Origin of the sequence: Rhodococcus sp. 06-156-4, from assembly GCF_002259345.1 — a bacterium.
Classification (GTDB): Bacteria; Actinomycetota; Actinomycetes; order Mycobacteriales; family Mycobacteriaceae; genus Rhodococcoides; species Rhodococcoides fascians_E.
The window spans coordinates 147382-170428 of sequence record NZ_NPGB01000012.1; the positions used below are offsets into that span (position 1 = coordinate 147382).

At 66.9% G+C, this 23047-nt stretch carries 21 protein-coding genes; 10 read left to right on the forward strand and 11 right to left on the reverse strand.

The window, feature by feature from the left end; genetic code table 11:
• Positions 1-59: 59 nt before the first annotated feature.
• Positions 60-692, reverse strand: coding sequence for a hypothetical protein (locus tag CH290_RS07680; RefSeq protein WP_033188940.1), 633 nt, complete (start codon positions 690-692; stop codon positions 60-62).
• A gap of 178 nt (positions 693-870) precedes the next feature.
• Here CH290_RS07680 and CH290_RS07685 point away from each other — a divergent pair, with 178 nt between their 5' ends.
• The 3 genes from CH290_RS07685 (at position 871) to CH290_RS07695 (ending at position 5517) form a co-directional block, all read left to right on the forward strand.
• Positions 871-3558 (forward strand): ATP-binding protein, encoded by a 2688-nt coding sequence (locus CH290_RS07685; RefSeq protein ID WP_033188941.1) that lies wholly within the window; start codon positions 871-873, stop codon positions 3556-3558.
• Between the two features lie 92 nt (positions 3559-3650).
• Positions 3651-5057 (forward strand): carotenoid oxygenase family protein, encoded by a 1407-nt coding sequence (locus tag CH290_RS07690; RefSeq protein ID WP_033188942.1) that lies wholly within the window; start codon positions 3651-3653, stop codon positions 5055-5057.
• Between the two features lie 37 nt (positions 5058-5094).
• A complete protein-coding gene (locus CH290_RS07695) occupies positions 5095-5517 on the forward strand; it encodes a hypothetical protein (RefSeq protein WP_033188943.1) in 423 nt (140 codons plus the stop codon).
• Between the two features lie 13 nt (positions 5518-5530).
• Here the strand turns inward: CH290_RS07695 and CH290_RS30180 are convergent, their stop codons facing one another.
• Positions 5531-5686, reverse strand: a complete 156-nt coding sequence (locus CH290_RS30180; RefSeq protein ID WP_167336912.1) for a hypothetical protein — start codon at positions 5684-5686, stop codon at positions 5531-5533.
• An 80-nt stretch (positions 5687-5766) separates the two neighbouring features.
• Positions 5767-6972: a citrate synthase gene (locus tag CH290_RS07700; protein ID WP_230620936.1), complete on the reverse strand. Its 1206-nt coding sequence runs from the start codon at positions 6970-6972 to the stop codon at positions 5767-5769.
• 102 nt (positions 6973-7074) lie between these two features.
• Between CH290_RS07700 and CH290_RS07705 the strand changes: the two genes are divergently transcribed.
• The 5 genes from CH290_RS07705 to CH290_RS07725 all read left to right on the forward strand — a co-directional run bounded on the left by CH290_RS07705 (position 7075) and on the right by CH290_RS07725 (position 12765).
• Positions 7075-8205 (forward strand): citrate/2-methylcitrate synthase, encoded by a 1131-nt coding sequence (locus CH290_RS07705; RefSeq protein WP_033188945.1) that lies wholly within the window; start codon positions 7075-7077, stop codon positions 8203-8205.
• Between the two features lie 54 nt (positions 8206-8259).
• On the forward strand, positions 8260-8919 hold the full coding sequence (locus CH290_RS07710; protein WP_033188946.1) for a response regulator transcription factor: 660 nt from the start codon (positions 8260-8262) through the stop codon (positions 8917-8919).
• A gap of 13 nt (positions 8920-8932) precedes the next feature.
• Complete coding sequence (locus tag CH290_RS07715) at positions 8933-10315, forward strand: sensor histidine kinase (RefSeq protein ID WP_033189001.1); 1383 nt, start codon at positions 8933-8935, stop codon at positions 10313-10315.
• A 121-nt stretch (positions 10316-10436) separates the two neighbouring features.
• Complete coding sequence (locus CH290_RS07720; RefSeq protein ID WP_033188947.1) at positions 10437-11798, forward strand: MFS transporter; 1362 nt, start codon at positions 10437-10439, stop codon at positions 11796-11798.
• A 25-nt stretch (positions 11799-11823) separates the two neighbouring features.
• A complete protein-coding gene (locus CH290_RS07725) occupies positions 11824-12765 on the forward strand; it encodes a TAXI family TRAP transporter solute-binding subunit (RefSeq protein WP_080748690.1) in 942 nt (313 codons plus the stop codon).
• A 103-nt stretch (positions 12766-12868) separates the two neighbouring features.
• Here CH290_RS07725 and CH290_RS07730 read toward each other — a convergent pair whose 3' ends face one another.
• From CH290_RS07730 to CH290_RS07740, 3 genes are all read right to left on the reverse strand, one after another.
• Positions 12869-13072 carry a zinc-ribbon domain-containing protein gene (locus tag CH290_RS07730; RefSeq protein WP_033188948.1) on the reverse strand — a complete coding sequence of 68 codons (204 nt, stop codon included), beginning with the start codon at positions 13070-13072 and terminating at the stop codon, positions 12869-12871.
• Between the two features lie 115 nt (positions 13073-13187).
• Positions 13188-14630, reverse strand: coding sequence for an HNH endonuclease signature motif containing protein (locus CH290_RS07735; RefSeq protein ID WP_033188949.1), 1443 nt, complete (start codon positions 14628-14630; stop codon positions 13188-13190).
• A 46-nt stretch (positions 14631-14676) separates the two neighbouring features.
• Complete coding sequence (locus tag CH290_RS07740; RefSeq protein ID WP_230620937.1) at positions 14677-16617, reverse strand: heavy metal translocating P-type ATPase; 1941 nt, start codon at positions 16615-16617, stop codon at positions 14677-14679.
• Between the two features lie 61 nt (positions 16618-16678).
• Between CH290_RS07740 and CH290_RS07745 the strand changes: the two genes are divergently transcribed.
• The gene (locus CH290_RS07745) at positions 16679-17056 is read left to right on the forward strand and encodes an ArsR/SmtB family transcription factor (protein WP_033188951.1); all 378 of its coding nucleotides are present in this window, start codon (positions 16679-16681) and stop codon (positions 17054-17056) included.
• Here CH290_RS07745 and CH290_RS07750 read toward each other — a convergent pair.
• Genes CH290_RS07750 through CH290_RS30940 form a run of 5 tightly spaced genes read right to left on the reverse strand, consistent with a single transcriptional unit; the run spans position 17039 to position 21621 of the window.
• The gene (locus CH290_RS07750; RefSeq protein ID WP_033188952.1) at positions 17039-18376 is read right to left on the reverse strand and encodes an FAD-dependent oxidoreductase; all 1338 of its coding nucleotides are present in this window, start codon (positions 18374-18376) and stop codon (positions 17039-17041) included. The genes CH290_RS07745 and CH290_RS07750 overlap by 18 nt on opposite strands.
• 25 nt (positions 18377-18401) lie before the next feature.
• Entirely contained in the window at positions 18402-18803 is a 402-nt protein-coding gene (locus CH290_RS07755) for an arsenate-mycothiol transferase ArsC (RefSeq protein WP_019665714.1), read from the reverse strand.
• On the reverse strand, positions 18800-19861 hold the full coding sequence (gene arsB / locus CH290_RS07760; protein WP_033188953.1) for an ACR3 family arsenite efflux transporter: 1062 nt from the start codon (positions 19859-19861) through the stop codon (positions 18800-18802). The genes CH290_RS07755 and arsB overlap by 4 nt, the downstream gene beginning before the upstream one ends.
• Entirely contained in the window at positions 19858-20226 is a 369-nt protein-coding gene (locus tag CH290_RS07765; protein WP_033188954.1) for an ArsR/SmtB family transcription factor, read from the reverse strand. Before CH290_RS07765 ends, arsB begins: the two co-directional genes overlap by 4 nt.
• 57 nt (positions 20227-20283) lie before the next feature.
• Entirely contained in the window at positions 20284-21621 is a 1338-nt protein-coding gene (locus tag CH290_RS30940; RefSeq protein WP_033188955.1) for a serine/threonine-protein kinase, read from the reverse strand.
• A gap of 49 nt (positions 21622-21670) precedes the next feature.
• Between CH290_RS30940 and CH290_RS07775 the strand changes: the two genes are divergently transcribed.
• Entirely contained in the window at positions 21671-23032 is a 1362-nt protein-coding gene (locus CH290_RS07775; protein ID WP_230620938.1) for an EAL domain-containing protein, read from the forward strand.
• Positions 23033-23047: the final 15 nt, after the last annotated feature.

The window sequence follows — 23047 nt, forward strand, 5'->3', positions numbered from 1 at the left end:
GCCGCGCTCACTGCCCTCGTATCGACACGGGCGGTGGGCGCGGCGTTGTCGTGCGCGGTTCAGGTGGCCTGAGGCGTCGCGCTGTTCGGCGTCGCGGAGTGATCGCCGGCGATCCTGCCGGTGCGCTTGACCGCCCAGACGATCAACGCGATGGGAACGACCCAGTTGAGCAGGAGATTGCCCGGGTGGTTGTTGGTCATCTCGGTGGACGACGCCAGTGCACCGGCGATGACGTGGCAGACGGCCATCGCGAACACGACGCCCGCCCACATCGCGCTGATGGACTTGTTCTTCTCGTGGAATCGCGGGGTGCCCCAGTACTGCGGGTCCACCGAGTCGCGGGCGTACTGCTCGGTGAACGGCACCGTCACGACCGAGACGGCCATGACGGCGGCCAGCACGAACGTCGCGCCGCCGCGACCGAAGTCGGCCAGGGCGTCGTTCAGGCTGCTGTTGCCGAGGAACCCGAGCACCGCGATGATCCCGAAGGTCACGATGCCGGCCGCGTCGATGATCTTGATGCCGCCGTTGCCCCTGGCCACGGACGTGCTGCGGCCGACGAACGCCAGCGCGAGCGAACTCACGCAGGCCAGCAGTGCGGCGATCCCGACTGCGCTCGCGCCCATTCTCTCGGTAAGGATGGCGAACAGCGCCCAGGGCGCCAGGCCGAGGATCGTCATTTTGCCGTTCATGGTGGGAGCCTTTCGACAGCACTGCGTCGGACGAGCGGAATTCGATGAGATCAGCTTCCAACGATCGGCGTGGCAGATCATCGGTGTAGGCACGCACGATTCGCTGCCACTCATCCGATATGTATGAATCGACGCGTTCCGCCGAGGTCGGCGCTGCTTCGGCGTTACCGTCGTATGCATGAAGTTGCCGTCCACCGGGGCGCGCAGGTCGATCGTCGACGAGATCGACTCCGCGCTGGACCTGGCGATGAACGGCATCGGTCCGCGGACGTTGGTGGTGACGGCCGGACCGGGCAGTGGCAAGTCGTACACGCTGCGTCGGCTCGTGTCCGGCCGGGGCATCGAAACGCGGTGGGCGACGGCTGACGAGTTGTCCTGGCGTCAGCCCTATGCGGTGGCCGCGGCTCTCATCGGCGTCGCCGTGCCGACGACGGCGCCGGCCGGGTTCGACACCGAGCTCCATGCAGCGGTCGATTCACTGTGCGCGGTTCGGCCGCAGCTGCTGGTGGTCGACGATGCGCACAACGCGGACGCGGGCAGCCTGGAAGTCTTGTCCCACCTCGCCGCGGCGGCGAAGGATCTGCCGTTGGTGGTGCTCGTCGCGCGACGTCACCTGCCCACCCGTGAGCTGTTGACTCGCATGCTGGCCCGCCCGACGGTCCGTGAGTGGAATCTGCCGGCGATGGACGCCGCGGATCTCGAGGTGCTGGCCCACGAGGTACTCGGTGCGTGGCCGGACGCCGCGTTGTCGACGCTTCTGGCGCGGTCGGGTGGTAACCCGATGCACGCGTTGACGATGCTGACGGAGCTGCGTGCGCAGGGCACCGTCGTCGTGAAGGACGGCCGGGCAACCGCGCCGAGCATGCTCGACGCGTCGGCGTCCAGCAACTTGCAATCGGCTATTGCGGAACAGCTTTCGCTGCTCGATGCCTCCTCGCGTGATCTCGTCCGCAAGCTCGCGGTGTGGGGCGGGCCTGCCACGCTGGCCGAGCTGGCCGACCTGGGGGACACGTCGGCGGCGGTGATGGTGGGGGCGGCGCAGACGGTGATCGACGCGGGCATGGTCGACGCGTCGCCGAGCGGGGAGTTGACGTTCACGCACGACGTCTACGCCGATGTGGCGTACGACGGTCTGGCGCCGCCGCTTCGGGCGATTCTGCACACGGAGGTCGCGCGTCACCACGAGGCCGCGGGCAACCGACAGATGGTGGCGCATCACCTGCTCGCGGCGGGCGGGGACGAGTCGGTGCTCGGTGCGGCGGTGAGCCGGGCGCAGGAGGAATTGCAGTACGTTCCTGCGGTCGCCGTCGACCTGTTGGGGACTGCGACGGCCACCGTCGCCGGGTCGTTCGAGCTGGACCTGGCGACGGCACTGGCGCGCAGCGGCCAGCTCGCCCGGTCGGCCGAGGTTGCAACGCAGGGTCTGTCGAACGCGACCGATCCCGCCGTCGTGCCGTTGCTGTACCGGACGCTGCTGTTCACCTCGATCGCGCAAGGAAAGTCGCAGCACGCGCTCGGGTTGATCTCGTCGACACTGCAGATGCCCGTCGACGACGCCACCCGCGCGGGTCTGCTGGACACGCAGCGGTACGTCTCGCTGTTGGAGGGCGTCACTCCGGTGCCAGGCGGGGAGCTGGGGGCCGTTCAGGGACCGGTCAGCGTGTTGGTCACCGAGGCTCTGCGACGGTTTCTCTCCGGTGCTGTCGACAGTGGGTTGAACCTGGCGCTCGAAGCGTCCCAGCAGGAAGGCGCGGTGGGCGCAGGGTTTCAGCTCAGTACGTCGGCGGACGTGTGGCCGCCGTTCATCGAGCTGTACGCGCACGGGCCGGTCGCGGCGGAAGCGCTGATGGACCGCGCTCAGCAGCTGCGGACCGACCGCGGTGCCGCGTGGATGACGGCGTACCAGGACTTCACCCGCGGAGGCATCGCGATGAAGAGAGGCCGTCTCGACGACGCGGCCGCGCACATCGACGCCGGGTTGGAACGTGCGGGCTCGGCGGACATGGGGTGGACGTCGATCGTGGAGGGCACCCGCGCTCAGATCGACGTGTACCGAGGCGACGTGGAGGCGGCTCTCGCGCGGTTGGATGCGTTCGAGACCTCGGGACAGCCGCATCAGTTCGGACTGCCGATCTGCGGTATGACGCGGGTGTCGTTGCTCGAGTCCGGCCGCAAGTTGTTGCCTGCGGTGGCCGCAGCCCGCAGGTATTGGGGTGGCGCCAGGGAGTTGGGGATCTACGGGTGGCTTCCGTCGTTCGCCGTCGACTGCGCTCGTCTGGCTCGGCGGACCGACGACGGTGAGTTCGCCGCGGAGATCGTCGACACCCTCGCGGAGATCTCCGATCCACTGCCCGTGGCGAGCGTCGGACCGGTCGCTCTCGCTCGGGCCCTGTGCGCGGGTGATTCGGAGTCCGTCGTCGCGCAGGCCGTTCGGAGCGCGGAGAGCGCTCGCCGGGAAGGCAACGTCATCGCCGAGGCCGCAGCCTGGGAGGAAGCAGCGTGCGAGCTCGCGGCGTCGGGAGACAAGGTGAGTGCGCGTGAACATGCACGGACGGCGCTGCTGATCACCCAGAACATGGGCGCCACCGCGTTGTCCTCGCGAATCGCCATGCGCCTGCGTCCGCTGGGAGTGCGGTTGGATCCGCGGACCGTCCGGGAGCGTCCGCGGACGGGGTGGGACAGCCTCACCCGGACCGAGACGACCATCGCGGACATGGTGGCGAGCGGTCGAAGCGGCCCGGAGATCGCGCAGAGCCTGTTCATCTCCCAGCGCACCGTGCAGACGCACGTCTCGCACGCGCTGGCCAAGCTGGGCCTGCGTACCCGAGTGGAACTCGCCGCCCTCGTCGCCGGCCGCCGGGAGTGACTGGCAGGGATATCTACGTGCTCTGACCGATGTTCCTCCACGGTCCCGAAGACCAGGATCGAAGCATCGCACCGACGAACGGGAGTCCCCTCATGACGAACGACACGCTCACCACCGACCCGCACCGGCCGGCGCCCGTCGACGTCGTCCACCACACCCACCTGAACGGTGTGTTCGCACCGCAGCGCGAGGAGGTGGACGTCGCCGACCTGCACGTCGTCGGCGAGATCCCGGCCGACCTGAAGGGCAGTTACCTGCGGAACGGACCCAATCCGCGTTTCGACCCGATCGGATCGTTCGTCTTTCCCCTCGACGGCGACGGGATGGTCCACCGGGTCGGCATCGCCGACGGCCGAGCGTCGTACACCAATCGGTTCGTTCGGACGCCGATGGTCGAGCTCGAAGAGCAACGCGGAGAAGCGATCTGGTCCGGCGTGATGGACGGATACACGCCGCCGGCGTCGGTCGTCGGCGATGCCCTCGCCGGCACCACGCGTCAACTGCCGGACATCAACATCGTCGATCACGCGGGCAAGCTCCTGGCGATGGCCGAAGGCGACCGGCCGTACCTGCTGGACCGTGAGAAGCTCGCGACGCTCGCGCAGGAGGACTGCGACGGCGCGATGCGGGTCGGCAGCACGGCGCACCCCAAGATCGATCCGCACACCGGGGAGATGGTCCTGTTCAACTACTCGCTGGAGGCGCCGTATCTGACGTGGTCGATCGTCGGCGCCGACGGCAGGGTGTTGCTGTCGCCGACTCCCGTCGACGGTCTCGACAAGCCCTACATGATTCACGACATGGCGTTGACGCAGAAGTACGTGGTGCTGTTCGTCAATCCGTTGGCGTTCGACCTCGCCGCCGCAATGACCGGTGGAGCGCTGCTGTCGTGGCAGCCGGACCGAGGAACTCGCATCGCGCTGATCCCCCGGGACGGTGGCGCGATTCGGTGGATCGACACGGATGCGTTCTGGGTGTGGCACTTCGCCAACGCTTTCGACAATCCCGACGGCACCGTCACCGTCGACTACGTCGAACACCTGTTTCCCGGTGGTCTGACGAAGCCGACGGGCGTCAACAACCCGGCGTTGACGCGGGCGCTGCTGAATCCCGTCACCGGTGCGGTGAGCCGTACGCAGATCAGTGACCGGTTCGGAATCGAATTCCCTCGCGTCGACGACAGGTTGCTGACGCTCGATCACGGCCGCATCGCCACCGTCGGAAAATCCGAGGTCGACGACGGATTCCTCGAATCACTGTTCTTCCACGACGTGCACTCCGGGCGCGACGAGGTGTGGTCTCCGGGAGTGGCGATCGGCGAACCGATCTACATTCCGGGTGAGACGCACGATTACTGGGGTGCGATCGGCACCGATCCCGAGGATCTGAAATCCCGCTTCTACATCCTGGACGCCGACAACCCGGCGGACGGGCCGCTGGCGACGATCGAGCTGCCCATCCGTGTTCCCGCGGGATTGCACGGCATTTGGGTCCAATAAGGCGCGCCGTACCGTCATCGGGTGGAGGATCGAACCCATGAAGACGTTCGTACGGAGACTGACGGTGTGTGGGGCGGTAATGATCGGGGCGGTTTTCGGTCCGGTGGCAGTCGCGTCCGCTGAGGTCACGGTGCCGTTCCAGATCGACCCGGCGCCGTACGGAAACACCAACGGCAGCTTCGATTCGCCCGAGGTCCGCTGCGTAGCGGTACTCGGCGAGCAACCGGGGGTCGCCAGGGTTACCAGCCCGGCCGACGGCAGGCCTGGGTGCTATCAGGTCGCCGACGTGCGCTGGGTGAACCTCTCCACCGGGGCGTCAGGTGCGGCCCGAATGTCCGACGGTCTGGGCGGCGCACCGCGCGAGGCGGTACTGCGGACCGGGCCGGGGCAGGTAGCCCTGGTCGCCGTTTCCTCTTACGCCACGACGGTCCCCGGGTTCGCCACCTTCTACCTTCCGTAGTTCGGCCGTCGAGCTAGCCCGTCGACTCGTCGTCGCGCGGAGGGTGTGGCACGTTCTCGTCGTCGACGTGTGCGCCCACGGCAGTGTTCTCGTCCGCCGGGTGGTCGCGGGGGCCGTCGTTGGTGCCGTGGGATTCCACTGCGGCGTCGGCGTCGCTGGGCATCGTCATGAGATCTCCTGGGGTTCGAAGCTGGGTCGAGGAGAGTGTGCCCGTTTCGGCGGAAACTACACAGGACTTACAGGAGCTGTTCAGGTGCCCGGCCGGATGCCTGTGTAGATACCGGGCACTCGAAAGCGAAGGGGCGGTTCGTCGTACTCCTCGAGGGCGTGCGCGGTCCACCCGGCAATACGGGCGAACGCGAACAGCGCCTCCGGGGTGTCGGGCCGGAGACCGAAGGCGCACGTGAACGTGGCGAGCGCGAAATCGGAGTTGGGGAACGTGTCGAACCGATCGCGCATCTCGTCGATCACTGTGTCCGCGGCTGCCATCACGGCGGCGTCGGCGCCGCTTGCCGGGTCGCGGAGCAGCCGAAGCAATTCCTGGGCGCGAGGGTCCCGGTCGGTGTAGATCAAGTGACCGAACCCGGGGACTCGCTCGCCGGATCGAAGGTGCTGTGCCAGAGCGGAAATCGGGTCGACGCGTGCAGACGTCATGAACCGGTAGGCAGGCTCGGCCGCGGATCCGTGCAGTGGTCCGTCGATGCACCCCAAGCCCGCGGCGACGACCGAGTAGAGGTGGGCTCGTGTACTGGCCGCGACCCGTACGGCGAGCGTCGACGCCGCCAGGCTGTGGTCGAGCATCAGCACGAGGGCGGCTCGTAGAACGGTCAGCCCGCGAGGGTCGGATGCCTCCGATCGCACTGCAGCCCACATCGACTCCGCGACGGAGGTGTCGGGCGCAGCTTCGGTGAGAGAGGCAGCGACGGTCGCCGACAGTTGGCCGGCCTCGGATACAACCGATTTCGGGCTGATGTCGACACGCATCGGACGGTGGGTCGCGGCGACGTCGACGGCGAGGCGGATACGGTCGATGAATCGGCAATCCGGCGACAGTGACGCGGCGGCATCTCGGCACTTCTGTGCCACAACGGGATCGACGTGAAACCTGCGATCCGAGTCCATTTGCCCTGTCCACACGAAGTGCGCTACCGACTCGAACGAGTAGGCGGTCAGGTCGACGGCGTTGCGGCCGCGGTAGTACAGGTGATCGTCGTCCAGCAGGGTGATCCGAGTTCTGATCCGTTCCACCGTCCCGATGTCGGTGCGGCGAGCGGTGTCTCGACCGGCGAGTGCTTCGACTTCCTCGACGTCGAAGACGCTGCCCCTGACGCCGGGGAGGCGACTGCTGGTCAGCAACCCGCGGCTGACGTAGGCGTAGACAGTTTCGGATTTGACCCCCAACCGGGCGGCGGCCTGGGCGGTGGTGAGGAGATCTCGGCCGTCGGGGGATGGCATGTTCGCCTCTCGGTTCGGCGTGCTGAACATTGACTGTATCAACATTGACAACGATCAATGTTAACGCGGATCGTGGTGGGTGACCAGCAGAGGAGAGATGTCATGAGCGTTCTCGACGCCCCGCGTGGGCTACACAATGTCGTCGTCACGTCCACGTCGATCGGTGACGTCCGAGGCGACGAGGGTTTCTATCACTACCGTCAGTATTCGGCGATCGACATCGCCGAGAGCCGCACTTTCGAGGATGCGTGGTTCCTGATGGTGGAGGGTCGTCTGCCGAGCCTGTCCGAGCGAGCAGAGTTCAGCCGTACGGTCGCGCCGCTGCGGGTCCTGTCGGCCCAGGTGCGCGAGGCCGTGGCGTCGGTTGCCGCGACCGGCCCGGAGCAGCCGCTTCTGGCGCTGCGCACGGTTCTGTCCGGCCTGTCCGGCGCTGTTCCGCTGTACGAATCCACCGAGGCCGACAAACGAGCGACGGCGTTGCGCCTGTGTGCGGTGACGCCCACCGTTCTGGCTGCGGTCCATCGTCTTCGGTCGGGTCAGGAGCCGATCGAACCGCGGGAGGATCTGACGACGGCGCAGAACTGGCTGTTCATGATCAGTGGCGACGTTCCGAGCGACGCTCATGCCAGGGCGGTCGACCGGTACCTGACAGCGACCGTCGATCACGGGTTCAATGCGTCGACCTTCACGGCGCGAGTGGTCGCGTCGACGGGGTCGGACATCGCCTCCGCCGTGTGTGCGGCGATCGGCGCGTTCGCCGGTCCGCTGCACGGAGGTGCGCCGGACCGGGCGTTGGACGGGCTGGATCAGATCGCCGACCTGGCGGACGCGGATTCCTGGGCTCGCACGAAAATCACTGCGGGTGAACGCATCATGGGGTTCGGTCACCCGGTGTATCGCACCGAGGACCCCAGGTCGGTGATGCTCCGCGAAACGGCGCAGCAGCTGGGAGGCGAACTGATCGACAAGGCCGCGCAGGTGGAGAAGGTGATCGCCGCGGCGCTGGCGGATCTGAAACCGGACCGGAAGCTCTACGCGAACGTCGAGTACTACGCGGGCGTGCTGATGGAGCTGTGCGGGATACCCAGGTCCATGTTCACGCCGACCTTCGCGTGCAGCCGGATCGTGGGGTGGTGCGCCAACATCGTCGAGCAGTCCGCGGACAGCAAGATCATCCGGCCCATCGCCCGGTACGACGGTCCCGAGGCACCCCAGGCGCTTCCTGCGCTGTGACGTGTTCGGGTGTCCCGGGGCCGCCGCGTCGGCGTCGGATATATCTTGTGGTGGATGCGTATCGCGGTGGTGGAGGACAACGACGGACTCGGTGAGGCGCTGGTCGAGGCGCTGACCGAAGTCGGCCACGCGCCCGTTCGGATGCGCCGCGGAGCGGATGTACTGCTCGGCTACCACGACATGGACGTCGTGTTGCTCGACCTCGGGCTGCCGGACATGGACGGGCTCGAGGTGCTGCGCAAGCTCCGAACTCTCAGTCCGGTGCCGGTGGTGGTGCTGACGGCGAGGGACGACGAGCGTTCGGTGGTGCGGGCGTTGCGCGGCGGTGCCGACGATTACGTCGTCAAGCCCGCTCGGCTCGGTGAACTGCATGCGCGGCTGGAGGTGGCGGCGAGGCGTCGCAGTGCAGCGGCCGAGTCCTCGGCGGACCGGGTGGTGCTCGGCGATGTCGTGGTCGATCTCGTGGGACGCGGGGTCGAGGTCGACGGCAGAGACATCGGGCTGACGACCAAGGAGTTCGAACTGCTGGCGCACCTCGTGACGAGGCGGGGCGAAGCCGTGAGCCGCGAGCAGTTGATGGACGCCATCTGGGGTGATGCGTACGTGGCGATCTCGCGCACGCTCGACGTTCACATGACTGCGCTGCGGGCCAAGCTCGGGCGTCCCGGGGCGATCGTCACCATCCGCGGCTTCGGTTACCGCTGGGACACCTGACGTGCGACGCCGGGTGCTGGTCGTGTTGATGATCTACTCCATCGTCGTCGTGCTCGCGCTTGCGGTGCCTCTGGCGGTGTTGGTGGGGCGGGAACGTGTGCAGAGGTTCGGCGAGAACCGCGCCGCGGCAGCGACGTTCTTCGCGGAGTTGTCCTCGCGGGAGGACGAGTCCGGGGTGCCGAGGTTGCGAGAGTCCGTGCAGCGCTACCACTCTCTGTACGGCGAGGGCCTCGCCATCGTCGACCGGGGCGGTGTGGTGCGTGCGTCGGCGGGTATCGACGTCGACCGGCCGGATGTGCAGGAGGCCGTGTCGGGAGCGTTACGTAACCAACGCGGCGACGTCCCTTCGAGTTTGACGCCGTGGGCTCAGTCCGAGGTGTTGGTCGCGGCTCCCGTCGGCGGTGGAACCCAGGTGGACGGTGCGGTGGTGATCGATGCGTCGACCGATGCGGCGCGTAGAGACGTAGCGGTGGCGTGGGTGGTCATCGGCGCAGGTGCGCTGCTGATCCTGGTGTCCGTGGCAGTGATCGCTGCTGCGTTGTCGCGCTGGGTGGTTCGGCCGTTGACGGCGTTGTCGTCGCGTGTGCAGTCGTTCGGAGACAAGTTCCACGCCGAGCTGCCGGCGGAGGAAACGCCGAGGCCTGAGTCGACCGAGTACGTCGGGCCGCCGGAAGTGCGTGAGCTGTCCGGTGCGTTCGACGCCATGGCCGACGACGTGGAGGCGGCCACCGCGGCTCAGCGTCGGCTGGTCGCGGACACCGCCCATGCTTTGCGTAATCCTTTGGCTGCGCTGCGTATTCGACTGGATGTGCTGGGTATGAGGGTGCCGGAGTCGGCATCCGAGGCGCACGTGAAGACGACTCTGGAGGTGGACCGGCTGAGCACCGTTGTCGAGGATCTTCTTGTCCTGGCGGCTGCCGAGACGCCGGCGAGCGCGCGAACGACAGGGTGCGACGCCGGGGCGGCTATACTGGGCCGCGTCGAATTCTGGTCGACCACATTGGCCGTCGCGGGGATGTCCTTCTCGCTCGCCGTCGCCGACGATGTGCCGTGCGCAGCGTTGCCGGAGGACGACATGATCAGGATTCTCGATGCGCTGCTGAGCAACGTCACGAAGTACGCGGGCGCGGGTTCGTCTGTCGAGATCGGGTGCCGGGAGAGCGACGGTCACGTGCTGGTGTGGGTGGCGGACTCGGGTGGGGGAGTACCCACGAGCGAGCTGCCGAAGGTGGTCGACCGGTTCTATCGGGCGCCGGGGGTCGGCGGTGAGGGCACCGGGCTCGGCTTGTCGATCGTCCACGCCTTGACCGAGCGAGCAGGAGGGTCCTTGCAGGTCAGCGCGGGTGTGCCATCGGGTCTGCGCGTCGAGCTGGCAGTACCGGCGGTCCTTTCCTAAGAGAGTGTTAGGAAATCGGAAACGGTTTTGTCGGAGGCTGTGCCTGGGGTCACAGTAGGGGCACGACGGTTGCCGCACAGCTCGCGGCGACCAGCACGAGCCCCCTGTGGAAGGACTGCCCATGGCCAACGAGGCCACCTCGACCGCTGACTCACCGCGGTCCGCCCCCGTTTCGTCTCCCGCGGCGACTCGGCGTGCGGTGTTCAACACGCTCCGCGGGTCGTCGGGCAACCTCGTCGAGTGGTACGACGTGTACGTCTACACCGTCTTCGCGACGTACTTCGAGAATCAGTTCTTCGATTCGGCGGACAAGAACTCGACCGTCTACGTGTACGCGATCTTCGCCGTCACGTTCCTGATGCGTCCGGTGGGTTCGTGGTTCTTCGGCCGCTACGCCGACCGCAACGGCCGACGTGCTGCGCTGACCTTCAGCGTCTCGATGATGGCTGCGTGCTCGCTGGTCATCGCGCTGACGCCGGGACGCGAGAGCATCGGTGTGTGGGCCGCGGTCATCCTGATTCTGTGCCGTCTGGTGCAGGGCTTCGCGACGGGCGGCGAGTACGGCGCGTCGGCGACGTACATGTCCGAGGCCGCGACGCGGGAGCGTCGGGGATTCTTCTCGTCGTTCCAGTACGTCACCCTCGTCGGTGGACATGTGCTCGCACAGGTGACGCTGCTGATCATGCAGGCGTTCCTGGACCGGGGGCAGATCGAGGAGTTCGGTTGGCGCATCGCCTTCTTCATCGGCGGTGTCGCTGCGGTGGTGGTGTTCTGGCTGCGTCGCAGCATGGACGAATCGTTGACGAAGGATCAGCTGGCGGCCGTGCGCAGTGGTGCCGACCGGGCGTCGGGATCGATGAAGGAGCTGGTGCTGAATCATTGGCGGCCGTTGCTGGTGTGCTTCATGGTCACGATCGGCGGCACCATCGCGTTCTACACGTACAGCGTCAACGCTCCGTCGATGATCAAGACGGCGTACGAGGACCGCGGCATGACCGGGACGTGGATCAACCTCTTCGGCCTGATCTTCCTGATGTTGCTGCAGCCGATCGGCGGAATGATCAGCGACAAGGTCGGTCGCAAGCCGCTGCTCGTGTTCTTCGGTATCGGCGGTGTCCTGTACACCTACGTGCTCATCACGTACTTGCCGTCCGCGACGTCGGTGGTGGAGTCGCTCGCGCTGGTGTGCGTGGGTTACGTCATCCTGACCGGCTACACCTCCATCAACGCGATCGTGAAGGCGGAGCTGTTCCCGTCGCACGTGCGTGCCTTGGGCGTCGGCCTCGGGTATGCGTTGGCGAACTCGGCGTTCGGTGGCACGGCGCCGCTGATCTACCAGGCCGCGAAGAACGGTGGCCACGTCTCGTGGTTCATCCTCTACGTGACGGTGGTGATCGCGGTGTCGCTGGTGGTCTACATCTTCGTTCTGCGGAACAAGACCGAGACGGTTCTGGACCGCGAACAGGGTCGCGCCTTCCAGTGAGCGACCTCGCCTTAAGGTGAGAACCATGGTCCAGCCCGCAGTGCTGCTCTCACGAAGAGCAGTTCTGCGGGCTGCCGGCGTTCTCGCCGTCGGTGCGGCGACAGGGGCCTCGGTGTCGTGCTCGTCGGAGCCGTCGCCTCGGGTGCGTCTCGCGGCCGGTGAGATCGGCGGCTTCTTCTGGGAGTTCGGCGGACTGCTCGCCGACGCGGCCGCGGGCGCCGGAGCAGCCGACATCGTCCCGCTGACGACGGAGGGTTCCGTCGACAATCTCGATGCGCTGCAGTCCGGGCGGGCCGAGTTGGCGATGACGCTCGCGGACGCGGCGTACGACCATCCGGGCCAGGATCTGACGGCGGTGGGCTGCGTGTACGAGAACTACTTCCAGATCGCCGTGCGTGCCGATTCCGGGATCGAGTCCATTGCCGACCTGCGCGGACGGTCGGTCAGCATCGGCGCTCCCGGCTCCGGCGCGACGCTGGTGTCGCGCCGGGTGCTCGATGCAGCGGGGCTGCCCGACGCTGTTCGCGAGGTGCAGATGTCGATGAACGCGGCGGCCGATGCGTTGTACGCCGGCGAGGTCGACGCGGTGATGTGGGCGGGTGGGTTGCCGACGCCTGCGTTCGCCGATCCGCCGGTGCCGGTGCGGCTACTCGATCTGGGCGGGGTGGTCGCGGGCTTGAGGAGTGAATTCGGGACGGCGTACGAGGCGGTGCCGGTGCCGGCGGGTGTGTACGGCGAGCACCCGGAGGTCACGACGGTGGGCATCCCGAATCTGCTGCTGGTCCGCCCGGATGTGCCGGACGAGACGGTCGCAGCGTTGGTGAGCGTGCTGCTGGACAGGTCGTCGGCGTTGGTTCCTCGCCAGGCGATCGGCAGTCAGTTCCTCGACGCCCGGTCTCTCGTCATGACCGGCACGATCCCTCTCCATCCGGGAGCCGAGGCGGAGTACCGCCGCAGGCACGGGTGAAGGAGAGCAAGTGCTCCCCGGGAGTCAGTGGGGTCCGCATGGTGACCCTGTGCCCGAGGACGGTTGACCTGGAAGGCGCAGTTACATCCGGGTTGTGGGGTGGTCAGGCCTCGACGGCGGTGCCGCAGATGCTGCACTGTTCGAGTTGTCGGCGGCTCCACCTCGCGACAGGGATGAAGAACACCGTGAACTGTGTGTACGTCCGGATCCGCGACCACTGCGTGGTGTTGTTGCACCGAGGGCACGTTCGGGTCTGGCCTGCGCCGAGGTGTTTTTGCTTGCTGCCGTAACCGAAGAGGAAGAACACCTGGCCAGCCTAGCGATTTCTGCGCGGACGCCGCGGTGCTTGCCCAACACCTCTGGCACCCAGCCCCTGCCCGGGTGGTCCGGGGCGGGGAGGGTGCTGTGGACGGCTCGACCGGTCAGGCAGCGGGGCGGCGTTGTCGGTGGAAGCTGGGTATCGGTTTTCGTTCGGGGTCGATGGCGGCGGGTGGGATGACGCGAGGGTGGCCGTCGGCGCCGAAGTCGATGTCCCAGCCGTGATTGTGAACGAGGCGGTGGCAGTCGCCGCAGATCAGGACCAGATTGGTGAGGTCGGTCGGCCCGCCGTCTTCCCAGAAGACGATGTGGTGCACTTGGCACCACTGCGCGGGGAGGCCGCATCGGACGCAGCATCTGTCGCGGACGGACACGGCTGCGCGTTGCTCAGGAGTGGCGAGCCGGACTTCCTTCCCCATCGAGAGGGGAACGTCGTTGTTGTCCAGGATGATTGGCTTGAGGTTCGCGTCGCAGGCGAGCAGGCGTGCGAGGCTGCGACTCAAGGGGCCCGTCCATTCGAGCTGGAACGGCCAGTCCGGGTCACCCATCTTCGGCGACCTGTGTGTGGCGCCGGAAGTGGCTGTCCCACTTGTGGTGTCCGGCGATGACGAGCGGGCTCTGTCGGCGAGGAGGTCACTGAGGTTCACGGTGACGTTGACCGTCGCCGGTGGTGTTCCCGGCCCGGCGGAGCGTGTGCCGCCGCCGACGAGGTCGAGGAGCCGCGACAACCCGTCGGCCTGACGTCTGGATGTACTGCGGGGATCGCGGGTGCCGTCGGGTGCCGGTTGTGGCCGCGAGAGCGGGGACAGTGCCGACCGGAGCTTCTCGCCGAGAACCTTGTCCACATCCCCCTTGAAGCCAAGGCGTCCGTTGGCCAGGAGGAACAGCTCGAGCTTGTTGAGCGCAGTGTTCTCCGATACCGGTTGTGGCGGAGGGTTCTTCAACACATCGGTATCAGGATCGGGATCGTCGTCAGGATCGTCGTCGGGCAGGGGCTGTCCTTGCTCTTCTGCTTCGCGCTCTTTCTGTTTGCGTGCTTCTTGTCGTCCGAGTGCGCTGTCGTATCGGGCGCGGGCGTCGTCGATGACTGCGTGCATCAACACCTGAGCGCGCTGCTTGACCTGGTGAGCTGTGCCGTTCATTGCTGTCGCGAGCAGGTCTGCGACCGCTGCGGCCAGGCTTTCCTCGGAGAGCGTGGAGTCCGCGCTGCTGATGTTGGTGTAGCCGTCGTGGATTTCCTTGACGTGGTCGACGAAGATGTCGCTGGTGGCGAGAGCCTCGGTCACCGAAGGCCATCGGCTGAGCCAGTTGGCAGTGACGAACTGCCGGGTCGAGTTGGCGAGGGTGACACGGGTGCCCGAGGCGATGTAATGCTGTGGCGTCGAATGCCCTGTCTTCAGGTTCAGGCCACGGCGGGCGAACTCGTCGAGTAGAACGTATTTACGTGCGGCAGTCTGATTCTGGGCGTGGGTGAGCTCGGTGATGGCGGCGATGACGTCTCGGTCCGAGAGTTCCGCTGCGGTGCTCGAGTCCCCCAACTTCTGCATGCGGGGAAAGGTACCGCGACCCACCGACAAGTTCCGGATTCGGCCGTCAACCAGGGTGTTTCGTCCCTCGCCACGCACGTGAGGGCAGAAGTCTCATGCCGTTGAGAGCGACGAGGACGGTGGAGCTTTCGTGCCCGGCGACGCCGATTGGGAGGGGCAGGGTTCCGATCAGGTCCCAGGCCACGAGGACGACGATGAACGTGCCGGCGATGACGAGGTTGGCGACGACGATGCGATGGGCCCGGCGCGACAGTTCGATCACCTTGGCGAGCGCGGCGACGTCGTCGCGCACCAGGACGGCGTCGGCGGTGTCGAGTGCCAGGTCGGACCCTTTGCGACCCATGGCAACTCCTGTGTCGGCCGCGGCGAGGGCTGGTGCGTCGTTGACCCCGTCGCCGACGACGAGGACCCGTTGCTCGCGTGCTTGCAGTCCGCGCACGGCGTCGACCTTGTCCTCCGGCAGCAATCCGGCTCGCACGTCGGAGATTCCGGCGCGCCGGGCGACGTGCTGTGCGGACCCGAGGTTGTCGCCGGTGATCAGCACCGACGAGGCGCACGTCAGACGCTCCAGCTCGGACACGGCGCCGTCGACCCCGGGGCGGATGGTGTCGACCAGAGCGATGGTTCCGGCGGGCACGTCGTCGACGGTGACGACGACGGTGGTCGTTCCGTGCGTTCGGATGCCGGAGGTGATCGAAGACGTCTGGGCCGAATCGGGTTTGGACACTCTGATCTGTCGTCCGTCGACCCGTGCGCGTACGCCGACGCCCGGTGTCGATTCGAAATTCGATGCGGGAGGTACCGTAAGCCCGCGGCTACGGGCGTGGTGGACTACTGCGACTCCGACCGGGTGCTCGCTTCCCACTTCGGCGGCCGCGGCCCATCGCAGGACGTCGGTGTGATCGAAGCCGTCCACGGCGTCGACCCGTTCGACGCGAGGTGTTCCCTCGGTGAGGGTTCCGGTCTTGTCGAAGGCGACGACGTCGGTCAGGCGCAGCTGTTCCATCACGACGGCCGACTTGACGAGGACGCCGTTGCGGCCGGCGGTTGCCATCGCGGCGAGCAGGGGCGGCATCGTCGCAAGGACGACCGCACACGGCGACGCCACGATCATGAACGTCATCGCGCGCAGCAACGCCGCCTGCAGGTCGCTGCCGAACAGCAGGGGAATGGTGAACACCGCTGCCGTGGCGGCCACGACGCCGGTCGAGTAGTACTGCTCCACCTTCTCGATGAACAGCTGCTTCTTCGCTTTGGTCTCGGAGGCACGCTCGACCATCGTGACGATCCGGGCGATGACGGTGTCCGACGGGTCGACGTCGACTCGGATCCGCAGCACACCGGTGCCGTTGATGGTCCCGGCGAACACGTCGTCGCCGACGGTCTTGAAGGCCGGGACGGACTCCCCGGTGATCGAGGACTGGTCGATGTCGGACCCGCCGTCGACGACGGTTCCGTCACCGGGGAGGCGCTCGCCGGGACGGACGACGACGATGTCTCCGACGGTCAGGTCCGTTGCGTCGATTCGGTGTTCGGTGCCGCCGGCGTCGAGCCGGACCGCGGTGTCGGGTGTCAGGCCCAACAGGCTTCGGACGGAGTCCGCGGTTCTCTCGGTGAGGACTGCCTCCAGCGCGCCGGATGTCGCGAAGATGACGATGAGCAGTGCCCCGTCGAACACCTGCCCTATCGACGCTGCTCCGATGGCGGCGACGATCATCAGCAGGTCGACGTCGAGCGTCTTGTTGCGAAGCGCGCGTAGGCCTTCGAGCGCCGATTCCCAGCCGCCGACGGCGTAGCACGTCAGGTACAGCGCCCAGTAGAGCCACGTCGGGCCACCGGTGATCTGCACGAGCAGGCCCACCGCGAACAGTGCGGTGGCGGCGAGTGCCCACCGGACTTCGGCGACGGCGAGCAACCGGGTGCGGGTGGCGGTCCCGGTCCGAGGGCTGTCGATCGACGGTGACGGGGCGGTCCCGATGGAAGTCATGACGTCACGCTACCTCATCACATGAAGACCTATACATGTGAACATAAACTATGATCGTCGAATGGGACATGGAGTCGAGGGACGCACCACTCCTCCGGCGCAGTTGGATGCGGAATCCGCCGCGACGGTGGCAGCGACGCTTCAGGCGTTGGCGACGCCGAGTCGGCTACGCATCCTCACCCAGCTCCGCCAGGGGCCCAGCGGCGTCAACGACCTCGCCGACGCTGTCGAGATGGAACAGTCCGCTGTCTCCCATCAGCTCCGACTGCTCCGAGCGATGGGGTTGGTGACCGGCGCGCGATCGGGCCGCAGCGTCATCTACCGTCTGTACGACAATCACGTCGCCATGCTGCTCGACGAGGCGGTCTATCACATCGAGCATCTCGGTATGTCCGTGCCGGACATCGACTCCGACGTGGACTCAGCGACCGGAGCCTGATCCCAGTCCGACGCTGACGGGTCCCGGCGTGCCGCAGCATCCGCCCACCACCGAGGCGTCGGCTTCGGGATCGTCGAACAACCCTGCACCGCCGCAGACGCCGGTATCCGGCAAACGTAGCTCGACGGTGCGAGCGCTCTCGGGGTCGCCGGACAGTTCGGCAGCGATGCTGCGAACCTGTTCGTACCCGGTCATCGCCAGGAACGTCGGCGCCCGGCCGTAGCTCTTCATGCCGACCAGGTACAACCCTGGCTCGGGTTGGGTGAGCTCGTCCACGCCGTGCGGGTAGACGGTGCCGCAGGAGTGGACGTTGGGATCGATCAACGGCGCCAACGACCGTGGTGCCTGCAGTGTCGGGTCGAGGTCCAGACGAACTTCGGACAGCCAACTCAGGTCGGGTCGGAACCCCGTCAGCGCGACGACGTGGTCGACGCCGTCGATCCGGGTTCCGTTGTCGCCGACGAGCGCGAGTCTGCCGTCGTCGTGCAGGATCGTCTCTGTCCGGAAACCGGAGACGACCTGCAGGAGGCCGTCGTCGACGGCTTTCTTCGCGCGGAGGCCGAGCGCGCCGCGTGCGGCGAGCTCGTCGGATTCGCCTCCGCCGAACACCGATTCGGTGACTGCGCGCCGCACGGCCCACGTCAGTGTCGTGCCGGGGTTGGCCGCGGCCAGGTCGGCGAATGCGATGATCGCGGTCAGTGCAGAATGACCACTTCCGGCGATGACCACGTGTGTGCCGGCGAAGCGGCCGCGTACCGACTCGTCCGAGAGGTCGGGGACTCGATACGAGACAGTCTCGGCGGCAGCATGTTCCCCGATTGCGGGGAGTCCCTCGGACCCGAGCGGATTCGGGCTTCCCCATGTTCCCGATGCGTCGATGACTGCCCTGGCGAGGATGCGTTCCTCGGTGCCGTCGGTTCGTCTGACATGAACAGCCAGAGGTTCGGTGTCACGACCGGAGTCGACGACACGGTCCCGCCCCCGGCGGGCGACGCCCACGACCTCGGAGTCGAAACGCACCGAATCGCCGAGAACTGCGGCCAGCGGTGCGAGGTACTTCTCGACCCACTCGCTTCCGGTTGCGTAGCCTTTGCCGTCCGGGGCAGACCATCCGGTGGGTTCGAGGAGGCGTGCGGCGGCCGGGTCGACGATTTCCGACCACGGCGAGAACAATCTGACGTGATTCCATTGTGCAACAGCAGTACCGGCCGAGCGTCCACGTTCGAGGACCAGGACGGGAGTGCCGGCTTCGGTGAGGTGAGCTGCGGCGGCAAGACCGATGGGTCCTGCTCCGATGACGACTACAGGGTGAGCGGACATGACGGTGACGTCCTTTCGTCGAGGCCTAACGGAGTATGCGTCGGGCGAGATCGTCGACGCGGGTGGCGATGTCGTCGCGCACGAGTCTCATGCGTTCGATGCCGTCGATTCCGCGTTCCGACGGCTCGTCGGTGTCCCAGTTCTCGAACGTCGGGCCTTCTACGGCATCGACTTTCGCCTCGCTGCCGAGAGTGACGACGTAGTCCATTCGGGCGAGGAGTTCGGGGTCGATGGGCTTGGGGCGTTCGCCGGTGAGGTCGACGCCCACTTCCAGCAACGACTGCGCGGACAGCGGATTGACGGCACTTCCGGGCGCGGTTCCGCCGGAGTGGATCTCGACGGAATCGCCGACGGCTTTGCGCATCAGTCCGGCAGCCATCTGCGACTTGCCGCCGTTCTTCACGCATACGAACAGCACGCTCGTCATGGGTACGTCCTTTCGGGTGTGAACCGCTTGCGTAGAGCCAGGGACACGTACACCAGTCCGACGAGGACCGGTACTTCGATGAGTGGTCCGACCACGCCGGCGAGTGCTTGCCCGGACGTGGCGCCGTAGGTGGCGATCGCGACGGCGATGGCGAGCTCGAAGTTGTTGCCCGCAGCGGTGAATGCGAGTGTGGTGGTGCGTTGATACCCCAGGCCCATCGCGGCGCCGAGGGCGTAGCCGCCGCCCCACATCACCGCGAAGTAGACCAACAGCGGAAGTGCGATGCGTACGACGTCGAGAGGCTGTGACGTGATCCGATCACCCTGCAGCGCAAAGAGAACGACGATGGTGAACAGCAAGCCGTACAGCGCCCACGGTCCGATCCTGGGAATGAATGTCGACTCGTACCACTTCCTGCCCTTGGCGCGTTCGCCGAAGTAGCGCGATGCGAAGCCAGCGACCAACGGGATGCCGAGGAAAATGAGCACCGACTTCGCGATCTGCCACGGTGACGCCTCGATGGTGGTCTGCTCGAGCCCGAGCCATCCGGGAAGGACCGACAGGTAGAACCACCCGAGAACGGCGAACATGACCACCTGGAACACCGAGTTGATCGCGACCAACACGGCGGCGGCTTCACGGTCTCCGCACGCGAGGTCGTTCCAGATGATGACCATGGCGATGCAGCGGGCGAGGCCGACGATGATGAGTCCGGTTCGGTACTCCGGCAGATCGGGCAGGAATATCCACGCCAGAGCGAACATCAACGCCGGACCCAGGATCCAGTTCAGCACGAGCGAACCGACGAGAAGCTTCCGGTCGCCGGTGACGGTGTCGAGTCGGTCGTAGCGCACCTTCGCCAGCACCGGATACATCATGATCAGCAAGCCGACTGCGATGGGCAGCGAGACGCCGTCGATCGACACGGCCGCCAGAGCGTCATTCAATCCGGGAATCGACCGTCCCAACAGCAGACCGACGACCATGGTCACGCCGATCCAGACCGGGAGGAACCGGTCCAGCGTGGAGAGCTTGCCGACGACGGTCGTGGTGCTCACGAGGCGACCTTCGTCGTTGTGCCGAGGACGGTCGACAGTTCTTCCAGTGCAGTCGGAACGACCCAGTAGTACACCCAGGTTCCGCGTCGCTCGCAGTCGAGGAGGCCGCACTCCCGAAGCACTTTCAAGTGGTGGGAAATCGTAGGTTGCGACAGATCGAAGTGCGGCGAGATGTCGCAGACGCATGCCTCCCCGCCGTCGTGGCTGGCCACCAGGCTGAGCAAGCGCAACCGCACCGGGTCACCCAAGGCTTTAAACATCCGAGCCAGGTCTACCGACCGATCGACGGTCAGCGGCTCGCGAACCAGCGGCGAGCAGCATTCTCCTGCGGAGACATCCTCGATCGGCAGAGGCTGATTCGACATCCGTCTATATTGAAGCTTGTCGAATCAGGCGTCAAGTCCTGAAGGGATTTCGTCGCGTCAGCCGCCGTTCCGACCGTTGTTCGAATTGGCGTTGCTGTTCCCGGAATTGGCAAACCCGTTGCCGTTGCCGTTTCCGCTGTTGCCGTTGCCCGAATTGCCGTTCCCGTTGTTTCCGTTTCCATTGCCACCGCCGTTGGACGCGGGAGGTTCGACGGGTGCCTGAGGTTGGGGAGCGGGTGCGGGTGTGACTGCGGCCGGTGGCGTGGTGATCGGCAGTTCCGGAGGAATGGTGGTCGGGGGCGGCGTCGGCTCGGTGGATGTCGCAGGGGATGTCTGCACGGCGTCGGGTACAGGGGTGTCGTCGCTGCCGAAGCTCGCCCATCCGACGGCAACGGCGACGGCGAGGGCGGTCACGGCGGCAGCGATCGGAATCCAGAGCTTGCGTCGTCGGGTGGTCACCGGCTGGACCGCCATCTGGTCGGTGGTCAACGAGGCCGTCAGGAACTGCGGGTCCAGTGCGGCGGTGGCGCCAGCTGCGGGCCCGGTGCGGATGAGGTCCTGCAGTCGCGATCTGATTTGGGCGGCGTCGGGACGATTCTGGGGATCGCGCGCCGTCATGGCGGTGAGCAATGCTGCCCACTCCGGTCCGACGTCGTCGGGAACCACTGGGTCGCGGTGCAAGCGTGCGATCGCGGCGGCGACGGCGCTGCCTTCGAACGCCATGCGTCCGGTGAGGCATTCGATGAGGACCAGGCCCAGGCTGTAGATGTCGGTCGCCGGTCCGGCGGCGGTGCCGGTTGCCTGTTCGGGGCTCATGTAATGCCCGGTTCCGACGGTGGTGCCGTGGTCGGTCAGGCGGATGCCGTCGACGATGCGGGCGATTCCGAAGTCGGTGAGTTTGGTGAACTGGCTGTCGTCCGGGACGTCGGGCCGGGCGATGAGGATGTTGGCGGGCTTGATGTCGCGGTGTACGACGCCGCGGCTGTGGATATAGGTCAGCGCAGAGGCCAACTCGGCGCCGATTCGGGCTACGACCTGCGGCGGCAGTGCGCGGCCGTATCGGAATGCGGACAGGGTGGGGCCGTCGACGAGTTCCATCACCAGGTACGGAACGACCACGCCGCCGGGATCTGCTGCCTCGCCCGCGTCGTACAGCGCGACGAGGTTCGGGTGGGTGAGCGAGGCCAGTGTGCGCTTCTCGGCGTCGATGCGTCCCGACGTGTCGTGCGGCCCGGCGTGGGCGAAGATCTTCACCGCCACCGACCGGCCCAACACGTCGTCGACGGCTGTGACGACCTCGGCCATACCGCCGCGGCCGAGGACCTCGCCGAGTCGGTACCGGCCGGCGAACAGGAACTGTTCGTCCGGTGGACGGTGCCGATCCGATCCAACCATCGATGTGTCCGTCCGATCCGAGTGTGCGATTACGTCGAACCATATCGCCGTGTGTCCTGCCCGCACGCGGTGCCCGGTGGCCGCGCAGGGCATGATGATGGCCGGGTGGGGTGGAATTGTCGTGTTCGGACGAGGAGGCGCGCAGTTGGACCACCACCACGACACGGCTGCGGCGTCACCCCTCACGGTGGACATCGGTTCGGTGTACCAGCCGATCGTCGAGCTCGACGGCAACGGCATCGTCGGGTTCGAGGCGCTCACCCGCGTCGGCCCCAGTAGCCCGTGGTCGACGACACCCGACTTGCTGATGGCAGCGGAATCGCACGACGTGCTCGTCGACTTCGATTGGCGATGCCGGTTGACGGCCCTGCGCGGAGCACTCGATGCAGGCCTGCCCGACGGCGTGATGTTGTTCGTGAACGCCGAGCCCGTCGCGCTCGAGACTCCGCCGCCTCGTCGGTCGTCGACGGTTCTCGCGCAGGCCCGCGGGTTGTCGATCGTCATCGAGATCACCGAGCGGAACCTGCTCCGTGATCCTGCTCGTCTGCTCCGGGCCGTCGAACATGCGCGGCACCTGGGCTGGCGCGTCGCCGTCGACGACGTGGGCGCGGACTCGTCGAGCTTGGCGTTGCTGCCGTTCCTGCGACCGGACGTGATCAAGCTCGACATGGGGCTCGTGCAGAGCAGGCCCACCGCACACACCGCGGCGGTGGTGTCGGCGGTGGCCGCGGAAGCGGATCGGACCGGCGCGCGGATCGTCGCGGAAGGCATCGAGACGGAAGAGCACCTGCGGACGGCGCTGGACATGGGTGCAGGCTGGGGGCAGGGCTATCTGTTCGGTCCGCCCGCGCCGCTTCCGGCGTTCGGCAGTGGGGCACCTCGGGTGGTCCCGGAGGCGCACGACGTCGCCGTCACCGTTCGCGCCCCGGCGGCCGTGACGCCGTACGGAGTCGTCAGTGCGGCGACGCGGCCGCGGCGTGCGGACGAAGCTCTGATCGGCGCACTCGGATCGGGCCTGCTGCTCAGTGCGATGACGGCGGGGCCGTCCACGATCGTTCTCGTGACGACAGGATCATCGCTGTCCCTCAGCCGCGTTCACGCTGCCGCCGTGAACGACGTTGCCGTACACAGCGCTTTGACGGTCGTCTTCGGCACACGCGATCCTGAATCGGTTCGTCCAGACACGAGCGATGCACACCATCGCTATCGTGAAGTAGCCGTCGGACCCAACGAGCCACTGGCCGAGGAACATTCGATCGTCGTCGTGTCGCCCGTGCTGACCGTCGCGCTCGTCGCCCTGCGCATCGGCGTAGGACCTGGCGGCACCACCAAGTACGACTACCGACTCACCCACGCCCGAGACGTGGTCCTCGACGCCGCCACCACCCTGCTCCAGCGAATCGGTTCCTAGGCAATCCGCACATAC

Bases quoted from the DNA above. Each gene is read 5' to 3' on its own strand.
- CH290_RS07680 (WP_033188940.1), bottom strand. From the start codon at position 692: ATGAACGGCAAAATGACGATCCTCGGCCTGGCGCCCTGGGCGCTGTTC.
- CH290_RS07685 (WP_033188941.1), top strand. From the start codon at position 871: ATGAAGTTGCCGTCCACCGGGGCGCGCAGGTCGATCGTCGACGAGATC.
- CH290_RS07690 (WP_033188942.1), top strand. From the start codon at position 3,651: ATGACGAACGACACGCTCACCACCGACCCGCACCGGCCGGCGCCCGTC.
- CH290_RS07695 (WP_033188943.1), top strand. From the start codon at position 5,095: ATGAAGACGTTCGTACGGAGACTGACGGTGTGTGGGGCGGTAATGATC.
- CH290_RS30180 (WP_167336912.1), bottom strand. From the start codon at position 5,686: ATGACGATGCCCAGCGACGCCGACGCCGCAGTGGAATCCCACGGCACC.
- CH290_RS07700 (WP_230620936.1), bottom strand. From the start codon at position 6,972: ATGCCATCCCCCGACGGCCGAGATCTCCTCACCACCGCCCAGGCCGCC.
- CH290_RS07705 (WP_033188945.1), top strand. From the start codon at position 7,075: ATGAGCGTTCTCGACGCCCCGCGTGGGCTACACAATGTCGTCGTCACG.
- CH290_RS07710 (WP_033188946.1), top strand. From the start codon at position 8,260: ATGCGTATCGCGGTGGTGGAGGACAACGACGGACTCGGTGAGGCGCTG.
- CH290_RS07720 (WP_033188947.1), top strand. From the start codon at position 10,437: ATGGCCAACGAGGCCACCTCGACCGCTGACTCACCGCGGTCCGCCCCC.
- CH290_RS07725 (WP_080748690.1), top strand. From the start codon at position 11,824: ATGGTCCAGCCCGCAGTGCTGCTCTCACGAAGAGCAGTTCTGCGGGCT.
- CH290_RS07735 (WP_033188949.1), bottom strand. From the start codon at position 14,630: ATGCAGAAGTTGGGGGACTCGAGCACCGCAGCGGAACTCTCGGACCGA.
- CH290_RS07740 (WP_230620937.1), bottom strand. From the start codon at position 16,617: ATGACTTCCATCGGGACCGCCCCGTCACCGTCGATCGACAGCCCTCGG.
- CH290_RS07745 (WP_033188951.1), top strand. From the start codon at position 16,679: ATGGGACATGGAGTCGAGGGACGCACCACTCCTCCGGCGCAGTTGGAT.
- CH290_RS07750 (WP_033188952.1), bottom strand. From the start codon at position 18,376: ATGTCCGCTCACCCTGTAGTCGTCATCGGAGCAGGACCCATCGGTCTT.
- CH290_RS07755 (WP_019665714.1), bottom strand. From the start codon at position 18,803: ATGACGAGCGTGCTGTTCGTATGCGTGAAGAACGGCGGCAAGTCGCAG.
- CH290_RS07765 (WP_033188954.1), bottom strand. From the start codon at position 20,226: ATGTCGAATCAGCCTCTGCCGATCGAGGATGTCTCCGCAGGAGAATGC.
- CH290_RS30940 (WP_033188955.1), bottom strand. From the start codon at position 21,621: ATGGTTGGATCGGATCGGCACCGTCCACCGGACGAACAGTTCCTGTTC.